The sequence below is a fragment of the Priestia sp. ST2 genome, assembly GCF_055810735.1.
This window is the reverse complement of the sequence record NZ_JBVVNT010000015.1, coordinates 19656-35831: the sequence shown is the minus strand read 5'-3', so window position 1 is coordinate 35831 and position 16176 is coordinate 19656. Positions and strand designations below refer to the sequence as shown.

15 protein-coding genes are annotated in these 16176 nt (G+C 34.5%); 11 read left to right on the top strand and 4 right to left on the bottom strand.

Translation table 11 applies throughout. The features are described from left to right. Positions 1 to 223 precede the first annotated feature (223 nt). On the bottom strand, positions 224 to 466 hold the full coding sequence (locus tag AC0KUU_RS29025; protein ID WP_098980378.1) for a hypothetical protein: 243 nt from the start codon (positions 464 to 466) through the stop codon (positions 224 to 226). Positions 467 to 586: 120 nt separating this feature from the next. Here AC0KUU_RS29025 and AC0KUU_RS29020 point away from each other — a divergent pair, with 120 nt between their 5' ends. From AC0KUU_RS29020 to AC0KUU_RS28995, 6 genes are all read left to right on the top strand, one after another. Then, on the top strand, positions 587 to 2485 hold the full coding sequence (locus tag AC0KUU_RS29020) for a sigma 54-interacting transcriptional regulator (RefSeq protein WP_473453993.1): 1899 nt from the start codon (positions 587 to 589) through the stop codon (positions 2483 to 2485). Between the two features lie 380 nt (positions 2486 to 2865). Then, positions 2866 to 3708 carry a fumarate hydratase gene (locus AC0KUU_RS29015; RefSeq protein WP_456318184.1) on the top strand — a complete coding sequence of 281 codons (843 nt, stop codon included), beginning with the start codon at positions 2866 to 2868 and terminating at the stop codon, positions 3706 to 3708. Between the two features lie 25 nt (positions 3709 to 3733). Continuing rightward, the gene (locus tag AC0KUU_RS29010) at positions 3734 to 4294 is read left to right on the top strand and encodes a FumA C-terminus/TtdB family hydratase beta subunit (protein ID WP_473453991.1); all 561 of its coding nucleotides are present in this window, start codon (positions 3734 to 3736) and stop codon (positions 4292 to 4294) included. Between the two features lie 37 nt (positions 4295 to 4331). Continuing rightward, entirely contained in the window at positions 4332 to 5597 is a 1266-nt protein-coding gene (locus tag AC0KUU_RS29005; RefSeq protein ID WP_456318186.1) for a cation:dicarboxylate symporter family transporter, read from the top strand. Positions 5598 to 5688: 91 nt separating this feature from the next. After that, positions 5689 to 6486, top strand: coding sequence for a fumarylacetoacetate hydrolase family protein (locus AC0KUU_RS29000; RefSeq protein WP_473453989.1), 798 nt, complete (start codon positions 5689 to 5691; stop codon positions 6484 to 6486). 645 nt (positions 6487 to 7131) lie between these two features. Then, positions 7132 to 7521 carry a VOC family protein gene (locus tag AC0KUU_RS28995; protein WP_456318188.1) on the top strand — a complete coding sequence of 130 codons (390 nt, stop codon included), beginning with the start codon at positions 7132 to 7134 and terminating at the stop codon, positions 7519 to 7521. Positions 7522 to 8080: 559 nt separating this feature from the next. Here the strand turns inward: AC0KUU_RS28995 and AC0KUU_RS28990 are convergent. Together AC0KUU_RS28990 and AC0KUU_RS28985 are read right to left on the bottom strand one after the other, a co-directional pair. Continuing rightward, entirely contained in the window at positions 8081 to 8665 is a 585-nt protein-coding gene (locus AC0KUU_RS28990) for an NAD(P)H-dependent oxidoreductase (RefSeq protein ID WP_098659147.1), read from the bottom strand. Between the two features lie 96 nt (positions 8666 to 8761). Further along, positions 8762 to 9406, bottom strand: coding sequence for a glycosyltransferase (locus AC0KUU_RS28985; RefSeq protein WP_456318189.1), 645 nt, complete (start codon positions 9404 to 9406; stop codon positions 8762 to 8764). Between the two features lie 748 nt (positions 9407 to 10154). Here AC0KUU_RS28985 and AC0KUU_RS28980 point away from each other — a divergent pair. From AC0KUU_RS28980 to AC0KUU_RS28960, 5 genes are all read left to right on the top strand, one after another. Continuing rightward, positions 10155 to 10949 (top strand): DUF2935 domain-containing protein, encoded by a 795-nt coding sequence (locus tag AC0KUU_RS28980; RefSeq protein ID WP_025753287.1) that lies wholly within the window; start codon positions 10155 to 10157, stop codon positions 10947 to 10949. 299 nt (positions 10950 to 11248) lie between these two features. Further along, positions 11249 to 11617 carry a hypothetical protein gene (locus AC0KUU_RS28975; protein ID WP_473453987.1) on the top strand — a complete coding sequence of 123 codons (369 nt, stop codon included), beginning with the start codon at positions 11249 to 11251 and terminating at the stop codon, positions 11615 to 11617. 19 nt (positions 11618 to 11636) lie between these two features. Next, complete coding sequence (locus AC0KUU_RS28970; protein WP_456318191.1) at positions 11637 to 12104, top strand: hypothetical protein; 468 nt, start codon at positions 11637 to 11639, stop codon at positions 12102 to 12104. A gap of 393 nt (positions 12105 to 12497) precedes the next feature. After that, positions 12498 to 14009, top strand: a complete 1512-nt coding sequence (locus AC0KUU_RS28965; RefSeq protein ID WP_473453985.1) for an FTR1 family iron permease — start codon at positions 12498 to 12500, stop codon at positions 14007 to 14009. Continuing rightward, positions 13999 to 14421, top strand: a complete 423-nt coding sequence (locus AC0KUU_RS28960; RefSeq protein ID WP_456318193.1) for a hypothetical protein — start codon at positions 13999 to 14001, stop codon at positions 14419 to 14421. The genes AC0KUU_RS28965 and AC0KUU_RS28960 overlap by 11 nt, the downstream gene beginning before the upstream one ends. 785 nt (positions 14422 to 15206) lie before the next feature. Here AC0KUU_RS28960 and AC0KUU_RS28955 read toward each other — a convergent pair. Next, positions 15207 to 16007, bottom strand: coding sequence for a DUF2935 domain-containing protein (locus AC0KUU_RS28955; protein ID WP_098433917.1), 801 nt, complete (start codon positions 16005 to 16007; stop codon positions 15207 to 15209). Positions 16008 to 16176 lie beyond the last annotated feature (169 nt).

Here is a 16176-nt window from a genome sequence, read left to right as displayed (position 1 = left end):
TTTAACTTCATAATAAATTTGATATACGAGGAAAAGGCCTTATTAACATAGGGGACTGACCCCTGTTTCAAAAACAGGGGTCAGTCCCCTATAAATAAGCTTTTTACTTTTTATCAATATTTAATTATGATTTTAGAATGAATATTATAGAAAAGTGAGTTAACATAAAACACATTACAGGAACCAAAACCCCTTTATCCTATATAGGATAAAGGGGTTTTACTCACTTATAATTACTTTCCACCAGTGCCCCCAAATTATCTAAATCTTGACTAATATTTAAGATAATTAAGTAATGCCATTCCCCTTTACGTTTCCCTAAGTCCACTACTTGGTGAACTTCAACATGATCATTTTCATATTCTCTAGCTGCTTCGCACATTTCCCTTAATGTACTGCTAAACTCTGTGTTATCCCAATTTCTTATTGTCAAATCAATATAAGACTGGCTCTTTTTAAGATTCATATTCCACTCTCCTTATTACTAAAAATAACATTAAAGTAATAGCATTGGGTGATTTGACTAATATATATAGTTGGATTAGAGTATGGATATAAAATGAGTATTGGACAGCAGGTGATGAGAGTGGAGGATATTTTAATTATTGCTCCGTATTCGGAGCTTGCAAAAGATGCGGTACGACTTCGTAAAAAAACGGATTTTAAATTTTCACTTATTTTAGGTGAACCTGACATACCCTACCAACAACAAATTAATCCGTCAACACGTGTTGTCATTTCAAGAGGGGGCACTGCTAAATCCCTTCGAGAATTGTTAGAGCTGCCTGTCGTTGATGTACCCGTTACGCCATCGGATATTTTACAGGCTATTAGTGCTGTTATCAAATGTGGGCATAAAAAAATTGCAGTTATTACACCTACTAATATCTTATCTCAGACAAATCATACATTGGAATTATCTGATGAAGTACAATTGATATTTGAAACTGATGTAGGTGGTCAAATTGCAAATACAGTGAAAAGATTAATTCAAAATGAAAAAGTAGAAGCCATTATTGGAGATAGAGTTGCTACACAAATTGCTCTTCAACATCAAGTTCATGGCCATTTGCTCAAGTCCGGTGAAGAATCCTTACTTATGGCATTAGAAACAGCTACGAACGTTCTTCGAGCACAGACAAGAGAAAGAACACAGATCAAAGAGATGCAATCTATTCTTAATGTAATTAATGATGGCGTGCTTACGATTGATCCGAACGGTATCATTAAGGTAAATAATAATTCTGCAAAAAGAATATTCAACTTTGCCGAAGAAGACATTGTAGGCAAAAAATATTCTGATTGTTTTGAAGATCCACGTTTACTTAAAGTAATTGAAGAAAAAAAGAAAGAACGTAATTTATTACATACTACAGACAATGGAAAAAAGATAGTAGTGAATCAGATACCAATCTATATAGATTCTGTCTTCCAAGGCTCCGTAGGAATATATCAAGAAATTAGTGAAATTCAAAACCTTGAATTAAATATAAGAAAACGGTTAAGTGATCGTGGTCTGATTGCTAAAAATACATTTGATGACTTTGTAACCATGAATAGTCAAATGAAGAAAGTCATTTCGGAAGCCAGGTTATATGCTAAGTCCGAAGGGACCGTATTAATTTATGGGGAAACAGGAACAGGAAAGGAATTATTCGCCCAAAGTATTCATAATGCAAGTAAAAGACATAAAGGTCCGTTTGTCTCTGTCAATTGCGCTGCACTCAATGAGAATTTACTAGAAAGTGAACTTTTTGGATATGTGGAGGGAGCGTTTACTGGGGCGCTCAAGGGAGGCAAGTCAGGTCTGTTTGAATTAGCTCATGGTGGATCTCTCTTTTTGGATGAAATCGGGGAGATTTCACCTCAATTTCAAGCGAAATTGTTGCGTGTTTTGCAGGAGAAAGAAGTAAGAAGAATCGGTGCAGATCGTATTATTCCTATTGATGTTCGGATTATATGTGCAACCAATAAATCATTATATGATTTGGCTGAAGATGGAAATTTTCGAGAAGATTTATATTATAGATTGAGTACCTTGGAATTAGATTTAATTCCTTTACGTTATAGAAAAGAAGATATTATACCTTTGAGTGTTTCCTTTCTGAAAACAGAAATGGCACGAGAGAAACGGAATTTATCTTGGGAAAATACAGATGTTTTCTTTCCTTTGTTAGATCATGAATGGCTGGGAAATGCTAGAGAGCTTCAAAATGCTATTCATCGTTTGATTATTTGCACTGAAGAGGAAAAACTTACGCAAAATCATGTTTCACAGTTGATGGAATATATAAATAAAAGAAAGAGAAAGAGAACAACTAACACCCTTGAGGTTGAGATTTCAAGTGACATTAGAGAAATGGAAACAGAAATTTGGACAAAACTGTTGGATGTATACAACGGAGACAAAGAAAGTTTATGTCAAACCTATAACATTAGTAAAACTACATTATGGAGAAAGCTAAATTTCGAAAAAGGAATTTAAATTTCAAAAGTGAGGGAGCGATTATACGCTCCTTTTTTGTCGTTAGAGAAGGTTAATATCCATCTTTAACATGAGTTTACTCATAGATTAAAACTGTTTCATAAATGAAATGATAAATTCATTTATGAAATAACAACAAATATAAGGAACAATCATGTTCCTCTTTTTATTGTTACAAAAAAGTATATCTTCATTTTAACAGTAGGAGAAAAAAACCTTCAAATAATTGATTTGACTGCTTTTCTTAAAGAAATCCCCTTACTTTGTAAACCAATTATCTTAAAAAAATTCTATATTTTTTTATCCTCCGTTTCTTTTTGGCACGAATCTTGCAAATTTAATATAAACGAAAGCCAAATATCATAAAGGATGGATGAAAAATGAGAAAGATTTCTGTAGAACAAATTCGCAATGCCGTCGCGGTACTATGCTGGGAGGCGTGCTATAAACTTCCAGAAGATATTGTAGAAGGATTCCATAAGGCTAGGGAGACAGAACAGTCCCCTTTAGGACAATCAATCCTTGACCAGCTTATTGAAAATGCTCAATTGGCAGCCAAAGAAGATAGACCTTACTGTCATGATACAGGACTTACTGTTGTTTTTGCTGAAGTGGGCCAAGAGGTTTACATTGAAGGAGGAGATTTTGAAGCTGCCATTCATGAGGGTATCCGAAAAGGCTATAAAGAAGGATATCTGCGCAATTCAATCGTAGGAGATCCATTGCTCCGAAAGAATACAAACGATAACACGCCAGGGGTCATACACACTAAAATCGTTTCTGGTGACAAAATTAAATTAACGGTACTACCTAAGGGTGGTGGAAGTGAAAATATGAGTGCCATGAAGTTCTTACTTCCTGGAGAAGGAGTAGAGGGGGTTAAGAATTTCGTATTAGATACTATTGAAGCTGCGGGTGGAAGAGCATGTCCTCCGATCGTTGTGGGAGTTGGTATCGGTGGAAACTTTGATAAAGTAACAGAGATTGCTAAGGAGGCAATCTTACGTGAGATCGGTGACCATCATCATGAAGAACATATTGCTCAATTAGAAAAAGAATTGATTGAAGATATCAATAAGACTGGCATCGGACCTCAGGGACTAGGGGGCACGAATACTGCATTGTGGGTAGCTGTTGAAACCTATGGCTGTCATATCACTGCTCTTCCAGTAGCCGTGAATATCCAGTGTCATGCTGCACGTAAAAAATCATGTGTAATCTAAATTTATAAAAAGAAGGTGCATAATAATGGCTAAAGTCTATCTACAAACGCCACTTACTAATGAAGACGTTTTAAAATTACATGCAGGAGATGAAGTCTTTTTAAATGGAGTTATTTATGTGGCGAGGGACGCTGCTCATAAGCGTTTCTTAGCACTTTTTGAAGAAAACTCACAACTTCCTATTGGTTTGAAAAATCATATCATCTTTTATGCTGGACCAACTCCGCCAAAGCCAGGACAAGTTATTGGATCCATTGCTCCTACAACAGCTGCTCGTATGGATCCTTATACACCAGCCATGTTCAAATATGGAGTCAAGGGTGTGATTGGGAAAGGACCTCGGAGTCAATCTGTTAAAGATGCGTGTAAAAATTATAATTCTATTTGTTTTTCTGCTATTGGAGGTTTATCTGCTCTTTTAAGCGATAAAATACAATCTGCCGAAGTAGTAGCTTACGAAGACCTGGGTCCGGAGGCAATCCGTGAGATTGTGGTTAAGGATTTTCCTGTTTTAGTGGTCTATGATGCACATGGGGACGATTTTTATGAACAAGAGATTGCTAAGTATAGAACAATAAAAAGATAATATAACAATTTTAAAGAATAAGAGGAGGATAATGTAAATGAAAAAACTGGGACTCCCTATCCAGATTTTATTAGGTCTGATCTTCGGTATTCTTGTTGGAATAGTGTTCTATAAAAACCCTGGTGTTGAGACTTATCTAAAACCATTGGGCGACATTTTTATGAGTCTTATTAAGATGGTTGTAGTTCCCATTGTTTTTTCAAGTATTGTAGTTGGCATTGCTGGATTAGGCAATGCCAAAAAACTTGGAAAACTAGGGTTTCGAACCGTTCTATACTTTGAAATTGCTACCACTATAGCAATCGTAGTTGGGTTGTTTTTTGCAAACGCTTTCCATCCTGGTTCAGGGGTTAATATGAATAATCTCTCGCAAGGAGATATATCAAAGTACGTAGCATCAGAGCAAGAAATGGATAAGGGCAGTCATATTGATTTTATCATCAATATTGTTCCCACCAATATAGTTGAATCGATGGGAAAAGGAGAGCTCTTACCAGTTATTTTCTTCTCTGTTCTCTTAGGCTTAAGCATTGCAGCTATGGGTGAAAAGGGACAACCGGTCCTTAATTTTTTCAAAAGCTTTTCGGGAGCTATGTTCTATATGGTTAAATACGTTCTTAAAGTTGCCCCATTTGGCGTTTTTGGATTAATTGGGGTAACTATTTCTAAGTTTGGTGCAGCCTCACTAATCCCTTTAGGTAAATTAATAATCACTACTTATGCAGCATACGTAATCTTTTTTATTATCTTCTTTGGATTAGTAGCTAAACTATTTAAAGTCAATTTTATAGAATTTATAAAACTTTTAAAGGATGAATTAATTCTTGTTTTTTCTACAGCAAGCGCGGAATCTGCTCTACCACAAGTAATGAATAAGCTAGAGAAATATGGATGTCCTAAATCAATTGTATCCTTTGTTGTTCCAATCGGATATGCCTTCAACACGGACGGATCATGCATATATATGGCTCTCGCATCCATTTTTATTGCTCAGCTTTATGGAATTGATATGTCACTAAGTGCACAAATAACGCTGATGTTAATTCTTATGATTACGTCTAAAGGTATCTCCGGCGTAGCTGGAGGAGCCTTAGTAGTACTCCTTTCTTCTTTAGCAGCTGCTGGCCTTCCTCTTGAAGGTTTAGCTTTTATCGCAGGAATAGACTTTCTCCTAAATATGGGTAGAGCCACTATTAACGTATTTGGCAATGCTCTAGCAGCTGTAATTATTACAAAATGGGAAAAACAATTTGATTATAAAAAGAATAAAGATTATGTCATTCATAGAGACACTGCTGTTTAGGAAAGGGAGAAGGGTCGCGATTTAAATTTGCACCCTTCTTCTATCTGTTCTAAGGTAAGTATCTTTTAATTATCAAAGGAGGTTATTTATAATGCAGGTACTACAAAAAACACAAAAAATAGTTCGCTATCAGAATCAAAAGGGCCAAGTATATTACGGTATTGTTGAAGATGATTTGATATTGCAGCTGTCGAGTGATTTTTTCGAACTTGTCAATAGGGAGATAAAATATGACGGTATAAAACTTACATATGATGATGTGAAAATTCTGGAGCCTGTAAAACCTTCTAAAGTGATTAATTTCGGATGGACGTATGCAGAGCATGCTAAGGAAACAGGGGGGAAGGCCCATCTCAAAGAACCATTTCTGTTTTTAAAGCCTTCCTCATCACTCATTCCCCATAAGGAAAAGATTACTCTTCCTTCAAGTAATTTAACTAACCAGGTAGAACTTGAGGGAGAAGTAGCTCTTATTATTGGAAAGCGAGGAAAAAACATCAAAGAAGAGGATGCATTGGATTATATTTTTGGTTGCACCATATTTAATGATGTAACGGCAAGGGACCTTACAAAGTCGGATCCTCAGTTTACACGAGGTAAAGGTTTTGATACTTTCGGGCGACTTGGTCCGTACATTGTGACGGGCATAGATCCTTCCAATCTTCGAATTGTTACAACCTTAAACGGTCATGTCGTGCAGGATGGTAATACCAATCAAATGTCTCTTACTATTCCATATCTTATAAGTTGGATCTCACAGGTGATGACACTAGAGCCTGGCGATGTTTTAGCCACGGGTTCACCTTCTGGTAGTTGTCCTATTAAATCAGGAGATATTATTGTTGTTGAAGTAGAGCAGATTGGTAAGCTTTGTAACTATGTTCAATAGAAGAATTAAGACGGAATAACTTCTATTGAACATTAGAGTTATCCATTTCAAAATGTAAATGTTTAATTAAATTTTTTATCAATATTTATAAAAGACAAGGTAAAGTAATCCATGAGTTGCTTGTTTTTTATTTCCCCAAAAAGGTAAGGTCATTTGTTTATAAGAGGCTTAGATATTTAAAATTATAAGGAGTTAGTTGAAATGATGAAAAGAAACATAGAGAATATAAGCATCTTATTTACTGCAGCGTTTCTTATCGGAATAATATCTGAGACTATTTTATATAACGCTACATTTTATTATGTAAATGATATAGCTGGATTGGTAATTGTTACAGTTACAGTAATATTATTAGTTTTCAAAAGAAGCACTTCAATGTTTATAGTATACATGCTTGTACTTTTTTCTGTTTGTATTCTATTAGTTTATTTAAGTTATACAGTCTTATAGTATGAAACATAAAATATAAAATCATAATTTTAATAAAGTTAGGTATGATTTGTCAGGAAATAATAAAAATGGACAGTTAAAGGTGAAAAAAAGATAGAATAGGAGTAACCGTATTAATTGTTCAATATATAAATGATTACTAAGTAAGTGTATACTTTTTGTAAACTTATTCTTATGTTGAAAGGGAGAATATAAATGATAAAAAAACTGGAACACGTAGCTATTATTGTTACGGATATGGATGAGACTATTCAATACTACTCAGATATGTTTGGTTTTAAAGTTCGCCTTCAAGGATCTTCAAAAACAAGAGAGATGGCATTTTTGTACCTAGAGGAACAGCCTAGTGTAGAGATTGAACTAATTCGAGATATTAATCCTATTGGTGACTATAATAAAAGTGGTATTGTTAACCATCTTGCTTTTACAGTTAAGGATATTAACGAAGCAATTAATTATTATAAGAAAAAGGGAATTACATTTTTATCTTCTGAACCACAACCAACACTGGAAGGCGGACGTATGATTTTATTTTATGGACCTAATGATGAACTCTTACAAATAGTAGAACGAGTAAAACTATAAGTAAAACAGAATAATTAGAGGAAACTACTCAAGATGCCGCGAGGCATCTTTGGATAAAGTTGCGAGAAAACCTAACTTTTAGGACTCAGAGGTTGGGTTTTCTGTTTTTAAGCTGTATATCGTATACAAGGTTAGTTAACATAATCGCTCTTTCCGGTACACATACAAAAAGAGAATCCTTCTGGGAGTAAGGGTTCTTGGCCAGAAAAATATATGGGTTATGCAGCTTTTTATACATATGCTGAGACCTATAAAAAATAGTATTTATTGAAAAATTATGATAATATTGATTTGCAGCTATCTTTTCGATACTTGTTATACGTTCGAACCCTGATTAAAATAAAAAGCAACCTCGTTTTCCAATGCCCGAGGTTGCTTTTTATTTTGTTAACGATAATAAATGCTTTGGCCTCTTATAATAGATTTAAATATCTTGTCTGTTAAAGGATACATTTTTAGTAACCGTAATGGATTTTCAAGGAATCCAAAAAACTAAACAATAAAAAATCAAATGAAAGTCGAAAAAGACTGCCTGATTTGGCAGTCTTTTTTCTATTCCTTATGAAAAGTGACGATTAATAGTATCTTCCACTCTTGTTAACATACCTTTATAAGCTTCTTCCTCAAGGTATCCAATGCTCCCAAATAGTAAATGTTCTACCGTTTCGATTCCAGTAAAATCAAATATTCCAACATCAGATGTTACCTTCAACCCTGCTGTCATGCCAATCTCATCGTAGACTTCAGTAGGGGTACCATGGGTATTAATAATTAAACCTTTTTTACCTTTCAAGAGTTTAACAATCCCTTCTGCACCAGGCATATAAGCGAAACCATAGGCAAATACTCGATCTACGTATCCTTTAAGAATAGCTGGAAGTCCCGTCCACCAAATAGGATAAATAAATGTTATAGCATCTGCTTCAGAAATAAATTCTTGTTCTGTTTTAATGTCATTAGGTGTTTTTCCTGCCTTCATAGCTTCCGTATCTTCTGGTTTTAAAACAGGTTGAAAATTAAGTTCATATAAATCACGTACGATAACTTCGTGTCCGTTTTTCCTTAACGTATTAACAGCTGTATCTAAAATTGAATGATTTAAACTCTCTGGATTAGGATGAGCGTAAACAATAAGATGTTTCATAATAAATAACCTCCGTGTATTTAATTTTTATTTGATTATTAAAGATAATTTAATATTGAAGAAATTTTTAAATAATCTCCAGTAGTCCACTGGAGATTATTGAGTGAATTTCTCTGGAAACTGCTTCACAACTCCCGTAGAGATTGTATCTGCCATTAAGATGATATGTGAGACACCTTCATCAATCGCACCAATTCTTGCCTCCCAATCCTTTGCTAAGCTCGCAGATAAATCATTTGTCACCAATTTTAGATGCATATACAGTAATTTTTTCAGATCCTCATTTTTTAAATAAGGGTTAGCTTGGCTCAGGAACGCTGCTATATCATCAGCATTTCGATACCATTCTTTGTTTAGCTGATTCACCAAGGCTTTATTTCCGGTTTTTGCTGCATCTACAATCCTGCCGGCAAGGATAATATGTTCCTTAAGCAAATCCGTAAGCTTGTTTCCGGCTTTCTCTCCGTATACTGGCTTCACAGCATTCCCAATATCCTCTTGGTTTTTAAGCAATCTTGCCAATACCTGCTTTTGATCTTCTGATCCTGCTGTTGTTGCACTTGTAATATAATTGCTTGTCCACAGTACATGATCAATCCAAAGTCTTCTGAATTCATTTTCAAACGTTACCTCAGATTGGCTAATACGATGTTCTTGAGCTTCAGCAACAGTACTAATGGGTCCAGCCAATATGTTCAGTGGAAATAACAAAATAAATCCTACCATTAATATTCTCTTCATAAAAACTACTCCTTCCAAATTAGGTGATTATCGCCCTTATTATTTGTATAGGAGATTTTTTACATTCTTTAAAATGTTACTTTCCAACATTAATTCTTTATAGAGTACCGCCACATGCCTAATCAGCTAACACTTATGAAAGGTTACAGAGGATATCTTTTTGTAAGATTATAGTAGAAAAATTCAAATCCTAGGCCCTTGTATTTATCTATTCATAAATAGTATTGCTTGTCTCATATGCTTATATAAAATTCTAGAAGGGAAAAGAGGTGAAAAATGTGAAGCATATGCTGATGGTATGTAATCAACATGTGAAGGATGGACTTGTACGCCTTGAAATTCCCCATGTAAAGAAGATTCACTACTCTAAACACACCTGTTCTTTTTGTAATAAAAAGGCAGAAATAAAAATTTATTATTCCATCGCTCAAAAATATAGTAAAACCAATTCTATAGTATGAAGAGCCTATAATCCGGCCTGTTTTTAGCAAAAATAACGTTGCAATACTCGTTCTACATTTGGTGATCTTTTACTAATGTTTAAGGTTAAAAATCAAAGAGGACTAATTAATATATTTTCTTTTTAAACAGAATTCCCTTCATCTAAATAATATATTGGATAGAAAAATACGTTAAAAAAGCTCAAGTCTGAAAAGATTTCAGCTTTTTTATGTGAGCCTAAGCATGTCCAGACATAAAGCAGAATAACTTAGAATGAAACTATTTTACAATTGTAGGAGGAGTAATAATGACTAATGCATTTGTTGCACAATCCTTAGATGAAATTCGTTTTTGGTCAAGAATTATGAAGGAACACTCATTGTTTCTTCGATTAGGTTTCAGGTGTGAGGATACACAATTAATTAATGAAGCGAATCAATTTTATCATTTGTTTGAAGATATTGAACAACGGTCTCATTCCTTTACTCATCAAACAGATCCGGAGCAAATGAAAAGATTCAATTCAGAAGTCCAACAAGCAGCCACAGGTATATTTGCTTTTAAGAGAAAAGTTTTAGGCTTAATCCTGACCTGTAAACTACCGGGTTCAAATAACTTTCCTCTTTTGGTTGATCATACTAGTAGAGAAGCCAACTATTTTAGAAAACGATTAATTGAATTAAACGAAGGAAAATTGAAGCCACTCGCTGATTCCATTATCAAGGAAAATGTCTTCTTTTTAAGAATTATGGCTGATCATGCCCAGTTTATAGGTCATCTTCTTGATCCATCCGAAAGAAAACTTGTTGATATGGCCAGAAACTTCAGTCATGATTTTGATCAATTAATTTTTCAAGCAAGAGATTTAGAGTCTATGAAACCACAATCTCAAACGGTTCCTCTTTTAGATCAATTTCTTGATCAGAATCGTGTTTCTGTAGCTTCCCTTCGGGACTTTAAAAAAACAGCCAGAGATTTAATTGAGGAATGTAAAATTAAAAGCATTATCCATCCTCTTCTGGCTGATCATGTTTTTCGAGAAGCTGAAAGGTTCCTTCATATTATCGATATGTTTGAACAGAGTCTTCAAGCACATAAATAATACATTGATGTTAAATTTAAACTTTCTTCTTTATGAATCTTAATGATTTAACTTCAAAGGGCTTCGGATTTTAATGAAGCCTTTTGTTGTTATCTTTCGAAGTATCTTATAACCATAGCATTGCTGTTGAATATACGGGAAATTGAGAGGAGGACCAGCAAGTGACGTCTACTTTTATAGGAATAGACTCTAATCAACAAAATAATTATCTTGATGCGATCGACGCTGCCTTAGAAAAAGGAATGGCTGCCAAAGAGGTAGCCTGTTCAATTACAACTGGTTTCCGAAGAGTTCCTTCCATGCGAGTTGCCCCAGGACTGAATACGTATCATGCTTCTGTAGCTGATATCGGCTATGGGTTTGATGCAGTACAAGGAACGATTAGTCGTATCCGTCAAGGAGAATCTATTGAACTTGCAAAGGAAATGCTTGTGTTTGATCTTGACACACTGCGTATTAGTGAAAAGCAATTAAGGCCTAATTTTGAACTTGCTGTAAAAAGATCCAAGCCTGATGCTTTTTACTTAATTGAACAAAGTCGGCATCTGCATCATCAAATCTTTGAAGCAATTAAAGAGGCAATTAGGCTTGGTCGAGCTCTGTTGGGTTCCGAGTGGGAGACTATACGGGCAAATATAGAAGAAATTCAGGCGATACCACGTCTTTAGAGGAGAGGAGGATAGAAAAATGTTTCCTAACGCAGAGCTTTTAAATATGAGTGTAGATCAACAGCGATACCTATTGGACTGGTGGAATACAACGGAATCAGCCAAATCGATTGTGAGACGTTTAGTTTCATTGGTAAGTGAACTAAGGTTACACCCTGAATCAAGTCACGCAGATGGAATGATCCTTTTTTATAGAGCTGTTTCAGAAGTTTCATATGGCTACGCAGGTACAAGAGGATGTATACGCAGGGCGTTTAACGACGAATACAGTGAAGCTCTGAGAAAGAATATGACTATGTGTCACGGGTTTGCCAGTAAGTTTTCCGTAGATACAAAAGTTCTTCTTGAACGAGTAGCTAAGCAGATTACTGGACCGAATGCCCTAGAACTAATACATCGTATTCGAGAGGTATTGAAAGAAAATGATGTGATGTTACACGAGATGGAGATAAAAGCTCATGCTTTCTACGAAAAGGCAAGTCACTAAAGAATGTAGGTTTAGGTGAGTTCATTTCTTAGGTTCTATTGGGGAATTTTGGATTTTCTACGCAGAAATAAATTAGTTTTTTAGATACATTCAAAGGATCGCCAGTATAGGTGGTCTTTTTTGTTACTGTCTTTAGGTTTATGGGCGTATGAGACACCTCATACTATACAGCATTTGAGTAAGGGCCATGATAAGTATTTTTATAAGTTTATAACCCTTGTAATAAAATCTATATATCTTCTTTTCCATCACCATATAAAATGTAACAAATTGTTATTGACGTTACAGTTAAAAAGAATTTATAATCTTATAGAAATTATATTTGATAACGATTTTCATTTTCAATTAGTGTAATTAATTGTTAATTTATTTCTTTGGAGGAGAGGGAAAATAATGCAACATAGGGCTAGCCTATACATAATTATTTTTACAATTGCAATGATAGCATTTCCATTTCGTAGTTTTGCCGCAAGTGCTGAAAGTGATCTACAAGATGCAAATAAAAATATTATTGAAGCGCTTCAATTTGCACAAAGTGGCAATGTTGAAGGAGCAAAAAAACAATACGAAACATTTTCATCTACATGGATGTCGATTGAAAGTGGTATAAAAGAACAGTCTCAGGATGCCTATCGTGAAATAGAAGACGGGATGGGACAGATACAATTTGCTTTGGCTCAGCAACCTGTCAAAAAAGAGAATTTAGAAAATTCTCTCAAAAATTTAAAGCAAACCAATGAAAAGTTTATTGCAGGAAAATACCCTCGTACTACAGCAAAAACTGATGATGAGGGAACAAAGCAGGGGAATGTAGTCGATTTGATTGTGTTATTAAATCAGTCACTTTCTAAATTAGATCATAACGATGTGAATGGTGCAAAAGCAGATATTGAGCAGTTTCGCACCTCCTGGTTGGATATAGAAAGCGTAGTGTTAACACAGTCTTCTAAAATCTATACAAACGCTGAGAGAGACATGGTAACGTCGTATGCAATGCTTTCTTCTAAGAATCCTGATGTAAAGGGAGCTAAAAAAACAATTGAAGGAATGCGAGATTATCTTTCTCCACTTGCATCTAAAACCAGTTATAACATGTTAGATGCTACAACAATCCTTTTACGTGAAGGTTTAGAAGGTTTACTTGTTGTAGTAGCACTTTTAGGTTTTTTGAAAAAATCTGGTCATGCAGATAAGAGTAGATGGATTTGGATCGGTGTTGGCTCAGGCCTGGGAGCAAGTATTATATTAGGTGTTATTGTAAACATGTTGTTTTCTGCCGGAGCATTTGGGAGTAATAACTTTTTAATCGCTGGGTGGACGGGAGTCTTCGCGGCAATGATGCTTCTGTATATGAGTTATTGGCTTCATAGTAAATCAAGTACGGCAGAATGGCAACGATATATTCAGACTCAAAGTACGAAGGCTATTGATAAAGGAAGTCTGTGGTCATTAGCTATTCTTTCTTTCCTTGCTGTTTTCAGGGAGGGAACTGAAACCGTGTTATTCTTTATCGGCATGGCTTCATCCATTAAACTGCCTACACTTTTAACAGGGATAGCTATTGGATTAGTATTATTGATTGTTCTTTCTTACTTAATTTTAAAAGTTGGATTGAAGATTCCAATGCGTCCATTTTTCTTAGTATCCAGTGTTCTAATGTTTTACTTATGCTTCAAATTTGCCGGTATGGGTATTCACGGGCTCCAACTTGCTGGATTATTACCAGCTACACAAGCTCCAATCCCTACTATAGATTTCTTTGCGATTTATTCAACATGGGAGAGTGTAATTCCACAAATTATTTTACTTATAGTTGCAGTTGTCGCAATGGTATGGAATAAAAAAAAGGATAAAAAAGCAAAATTACAACAGACAAATCAGGGGGAATCAAAACATGCGCTCTAAAAAACTTATCGTACCAATCATCTTAGCAACGTCATTAACATTAGCAGCTTGCGGAGCAAAAGAAGAAACAAAGAAAGAAGCTTCAAAAACAACAGAGCAATCATCAAATTCAAAGACAGTTTCGATTGCTGACGGTGCAAAAGACATGAAAAAAGTACTTGTTGATATGAAAACACAACTTACAGCAAAAGACGCTACGAAAGTAAAAGAGAGTGGAGAGAAATTAGAGGAGAAATGGGAAGTATTTGAGGATTCAGTAAAAGATAAAAATCCCGATCTATATGAAAAGGTAGAAACACCACTTCATATAATTGAAGCAGGAGCAAAGATTAAACCTCTCGATACAAAAACGTTAGACAAAGCAGCAATAGATTTAGACAGTGTATTAACAGAAGTACAAAATTTAAAATAAAACAATAAAAAGAGTGCTTTATCTATGGTTAACATAGAATAGAGCGCTCTTTTTTAAATTTATTAATTGATAAAAGACAAGATAATTAGCTCACCTTGCATTAAAAAGATACAGAAATATGTTATTATATGTCTGAACATTCATTTTATAGTAAAAAGCCACCTGTCCTGCAAATACTGGGTGGCTTTTTATTTTGTTAACGATAATAATTACTTTAATCTCTTATAATAGACTTCAATATATTGTCCGTAAAAGTATACAATTACGATAAAACATATAAACCCAAAACGCTTTAACTATAATAGTTAAAGCGTTTTGGTTACTTACAGTTCTTATGGGTTTTGTATTACACAAAACATTGTGATTTAGAATCATACTAACATAGCTGCTGTTTTATTAAAACAAAGAATATAATTTTTGTCATATAAATCCTGAAATTGTTTTATATAATTAAGTTATATGTGTCTCATAAGACAGCTACAGTTACAGCCTAAGTTTCCACAATTTTATAAAATGTATGAAAGAAGTGGTTATAAAGTAAGAATGGCCCACCTTATAGCGCTGAAGATTGGATATTTCAAGGCCTTATCAAATTAAGAGTAATTAATAACGCTCAAGCATGCAAAAGCTATCCTTTTTGTAAATCAACCAAAAGGATAGCTTTTCTTATAAAATCAACTATGTTTTCCAATTTAAATGGTTGACCAATAAAGATTTATCTTAGAGTTATTTGTGTAGCGTTAGGTTACCTAAAATCTCAGAAATGCAAAGGAAAAAGTCTACACCTACTTATAATTGGATGACGTAGGGTCACACGATGGATTTTCTGTATTCGTTGATTGCGCTAACTTGGTTAAATAGTAGCATTCTTCCCTCATCATGTGATCTGCCATTAAAGCAGAAAATGTGCTGAGCATTTCATTTGAGAGTTCCAATTCTTCTATCTCATGAAGAAACACCTGAAATAATTCGATTTCTAACTTGATGTCTTTGTTCATTTTCTTTAATGCCGGAAAGGATTCAAGATTCGTTCTTAAATAACCAGTCAATTCTACAGCTTTCAGATAAAAGTGTTCAAAATGGGTAGAGAACTGCATACTCTTTTGCTTCAGCTTCTTTTCTACTGCATCAAGACTATCTGAAATAGCTTCAGCATGTCCTGCAGCATCTAAGGTCCATAGTAAATGATGGTGGAGCTCATGAAAAATGGGTGGAACTTGTTGTTGCTCTAAGTAGTTAAGAATTAGTAAATACTCATCAAGTTCATTGACCATATGATTTAGAAAAGTAGGTGTAAGATGAATAGTAAAATCAGTTGTTAGGTGCTTTTTTAACAAGGATAATTTAAATTCTTTGAGTGATAATGCTTGGGCTTTAGCCTCCATTGTAAGATTCTCTATGTTATTAGGCGAACCTTTGACACTGTCTAACAAAGTAGTAAACGTTTGAATAAACGTTTTAGCCATTTGTATTTCTTCTTTCTCTTTTTCTGCTAAAGCATCTAAAATAAATTGGGAATGGTCTTTCAAAACTCGAATCCAAAATGTATGTTCAAAAATTGCATGTTGAGTATAAATACTATTCATTATTTTCCTCCCTTAATAAGATAGCCACCCTCCATACATATTAAAGAGAACCTATTTATATTAGTGTATAAGAGAAAATCTAGAACATTTAGGCTATGTATTTTATATACACTATCAGTTAACATAATCACTCTTTTAGGAACACATACCAAAAAAGAACCCTTGTCGC

What these genes read in the sequence shown, in the direction of transcription:
- AC0KUU_RS29025 (WP_098980378.1), bottom strand. Translation starts at nt 466, where the DNA reads ATGAATCTTAAAAAGAGCCAGTCTTATATTGATTTGACAATAAGAAAT.
- AC0KUU_RS29015 (WP_456318184.1), top strand. Translation starts at nt 2,866, where the DNA reads ATGAGAAAGATTTCTGTAGAACAAATTCGCAATGCCGTCGCGGTACTA.
- AC0KUU_RS29010 (WP_473453991.1), top strand. Translation starts at nt 3,734, where the DNA reads ATGGCTAAAGTCTATCTACAAACGCCACTTACTAATGAAGACGTTTTA.
- AC0KUU_RS29005 (WP_456318186.1), top strand. Translation starts at nt 4,332, where the DNA reads ATGAAAAAACTGGGACTCCCTATCCAGATTTTATTAGGTCTGATCTTC.
- AC0KUU_RS29000 (WP_473453989.1), top strand. Translation starts at nt 5,689, where the DNA reads ATGCAGGTACTACAAAAAACACAAAAAATAGTTCGCTATCAGAATCAA.
- AC0KUU_RS28995 (WP_456318188.1), top strand. Translation starts at nt 7,132, where the DNA reads ATGATAAAAAAACTGGAACACGTAGCTATTATTGTTACGGATATGGAT.
- AC0KUU_RS28990 (WP_098659147.1), bottom strand. Translation starts at nt 8,665, where the DNA reads ATGAAACATCTTATTGTTTACGCTCATCCTAATCCAGAGAGTTTAAAT.
- AC0KUU_RS28985 (WP_456318189.1), bottom strand. Translation starts at nt 9,406, where the DNA reads ATGAAGAGAATATTAATGGTAGGATTTATTTTGTTATTTCCACTGAAC.
- AC0KUU_RS28980 (WP_025753287.1), top strand. Translation starts at nt 10,155, where the DNA reads ATGACTAATGCATTTGTTGCACAATCCTTAGATGAAATTCGTTTTTGG.
- AC0KUU_RS28975 (WP_473453987.1), top strand. Translation starts at nt 11,249, where the DNA reads ATGCGAGTTGCCCCAGGACTGAATACGTATCATGCTTCTGTAGCTGAT.
- AC0KUU_RS28970 (WP_456318191.1), top strand. Translation starts at nt 11,637, where the DNA reads ATGTTTCCTAACGCAGAGCTTTTAAATATGAGTGTAGATCAACAGCGA.
- AC0KUU_RS28965 (WP_473453985.1), top strand. Translation starts at nt 12,498, where the DNA reads ATGCAACATAGGGCTAGCCTATACATAATTATTTTTACAATTGCAATG.
- AC0KUU_RS28960 (WP_456318193.1), top strand. Translation starts at nt 13,999, where the DNA reads ATGCGCTCTAAAAAACTTATCGTACCAATCATCTTAGCAACGTCATTA.
- AC0KUU_RS28955 (WP_098433917.1), bottom strand. Translation starts at nt 16,007, where the DNA reads ATGAATAGTATTTATACTCAACATGCAATTTTTGAACATACATTTTGG.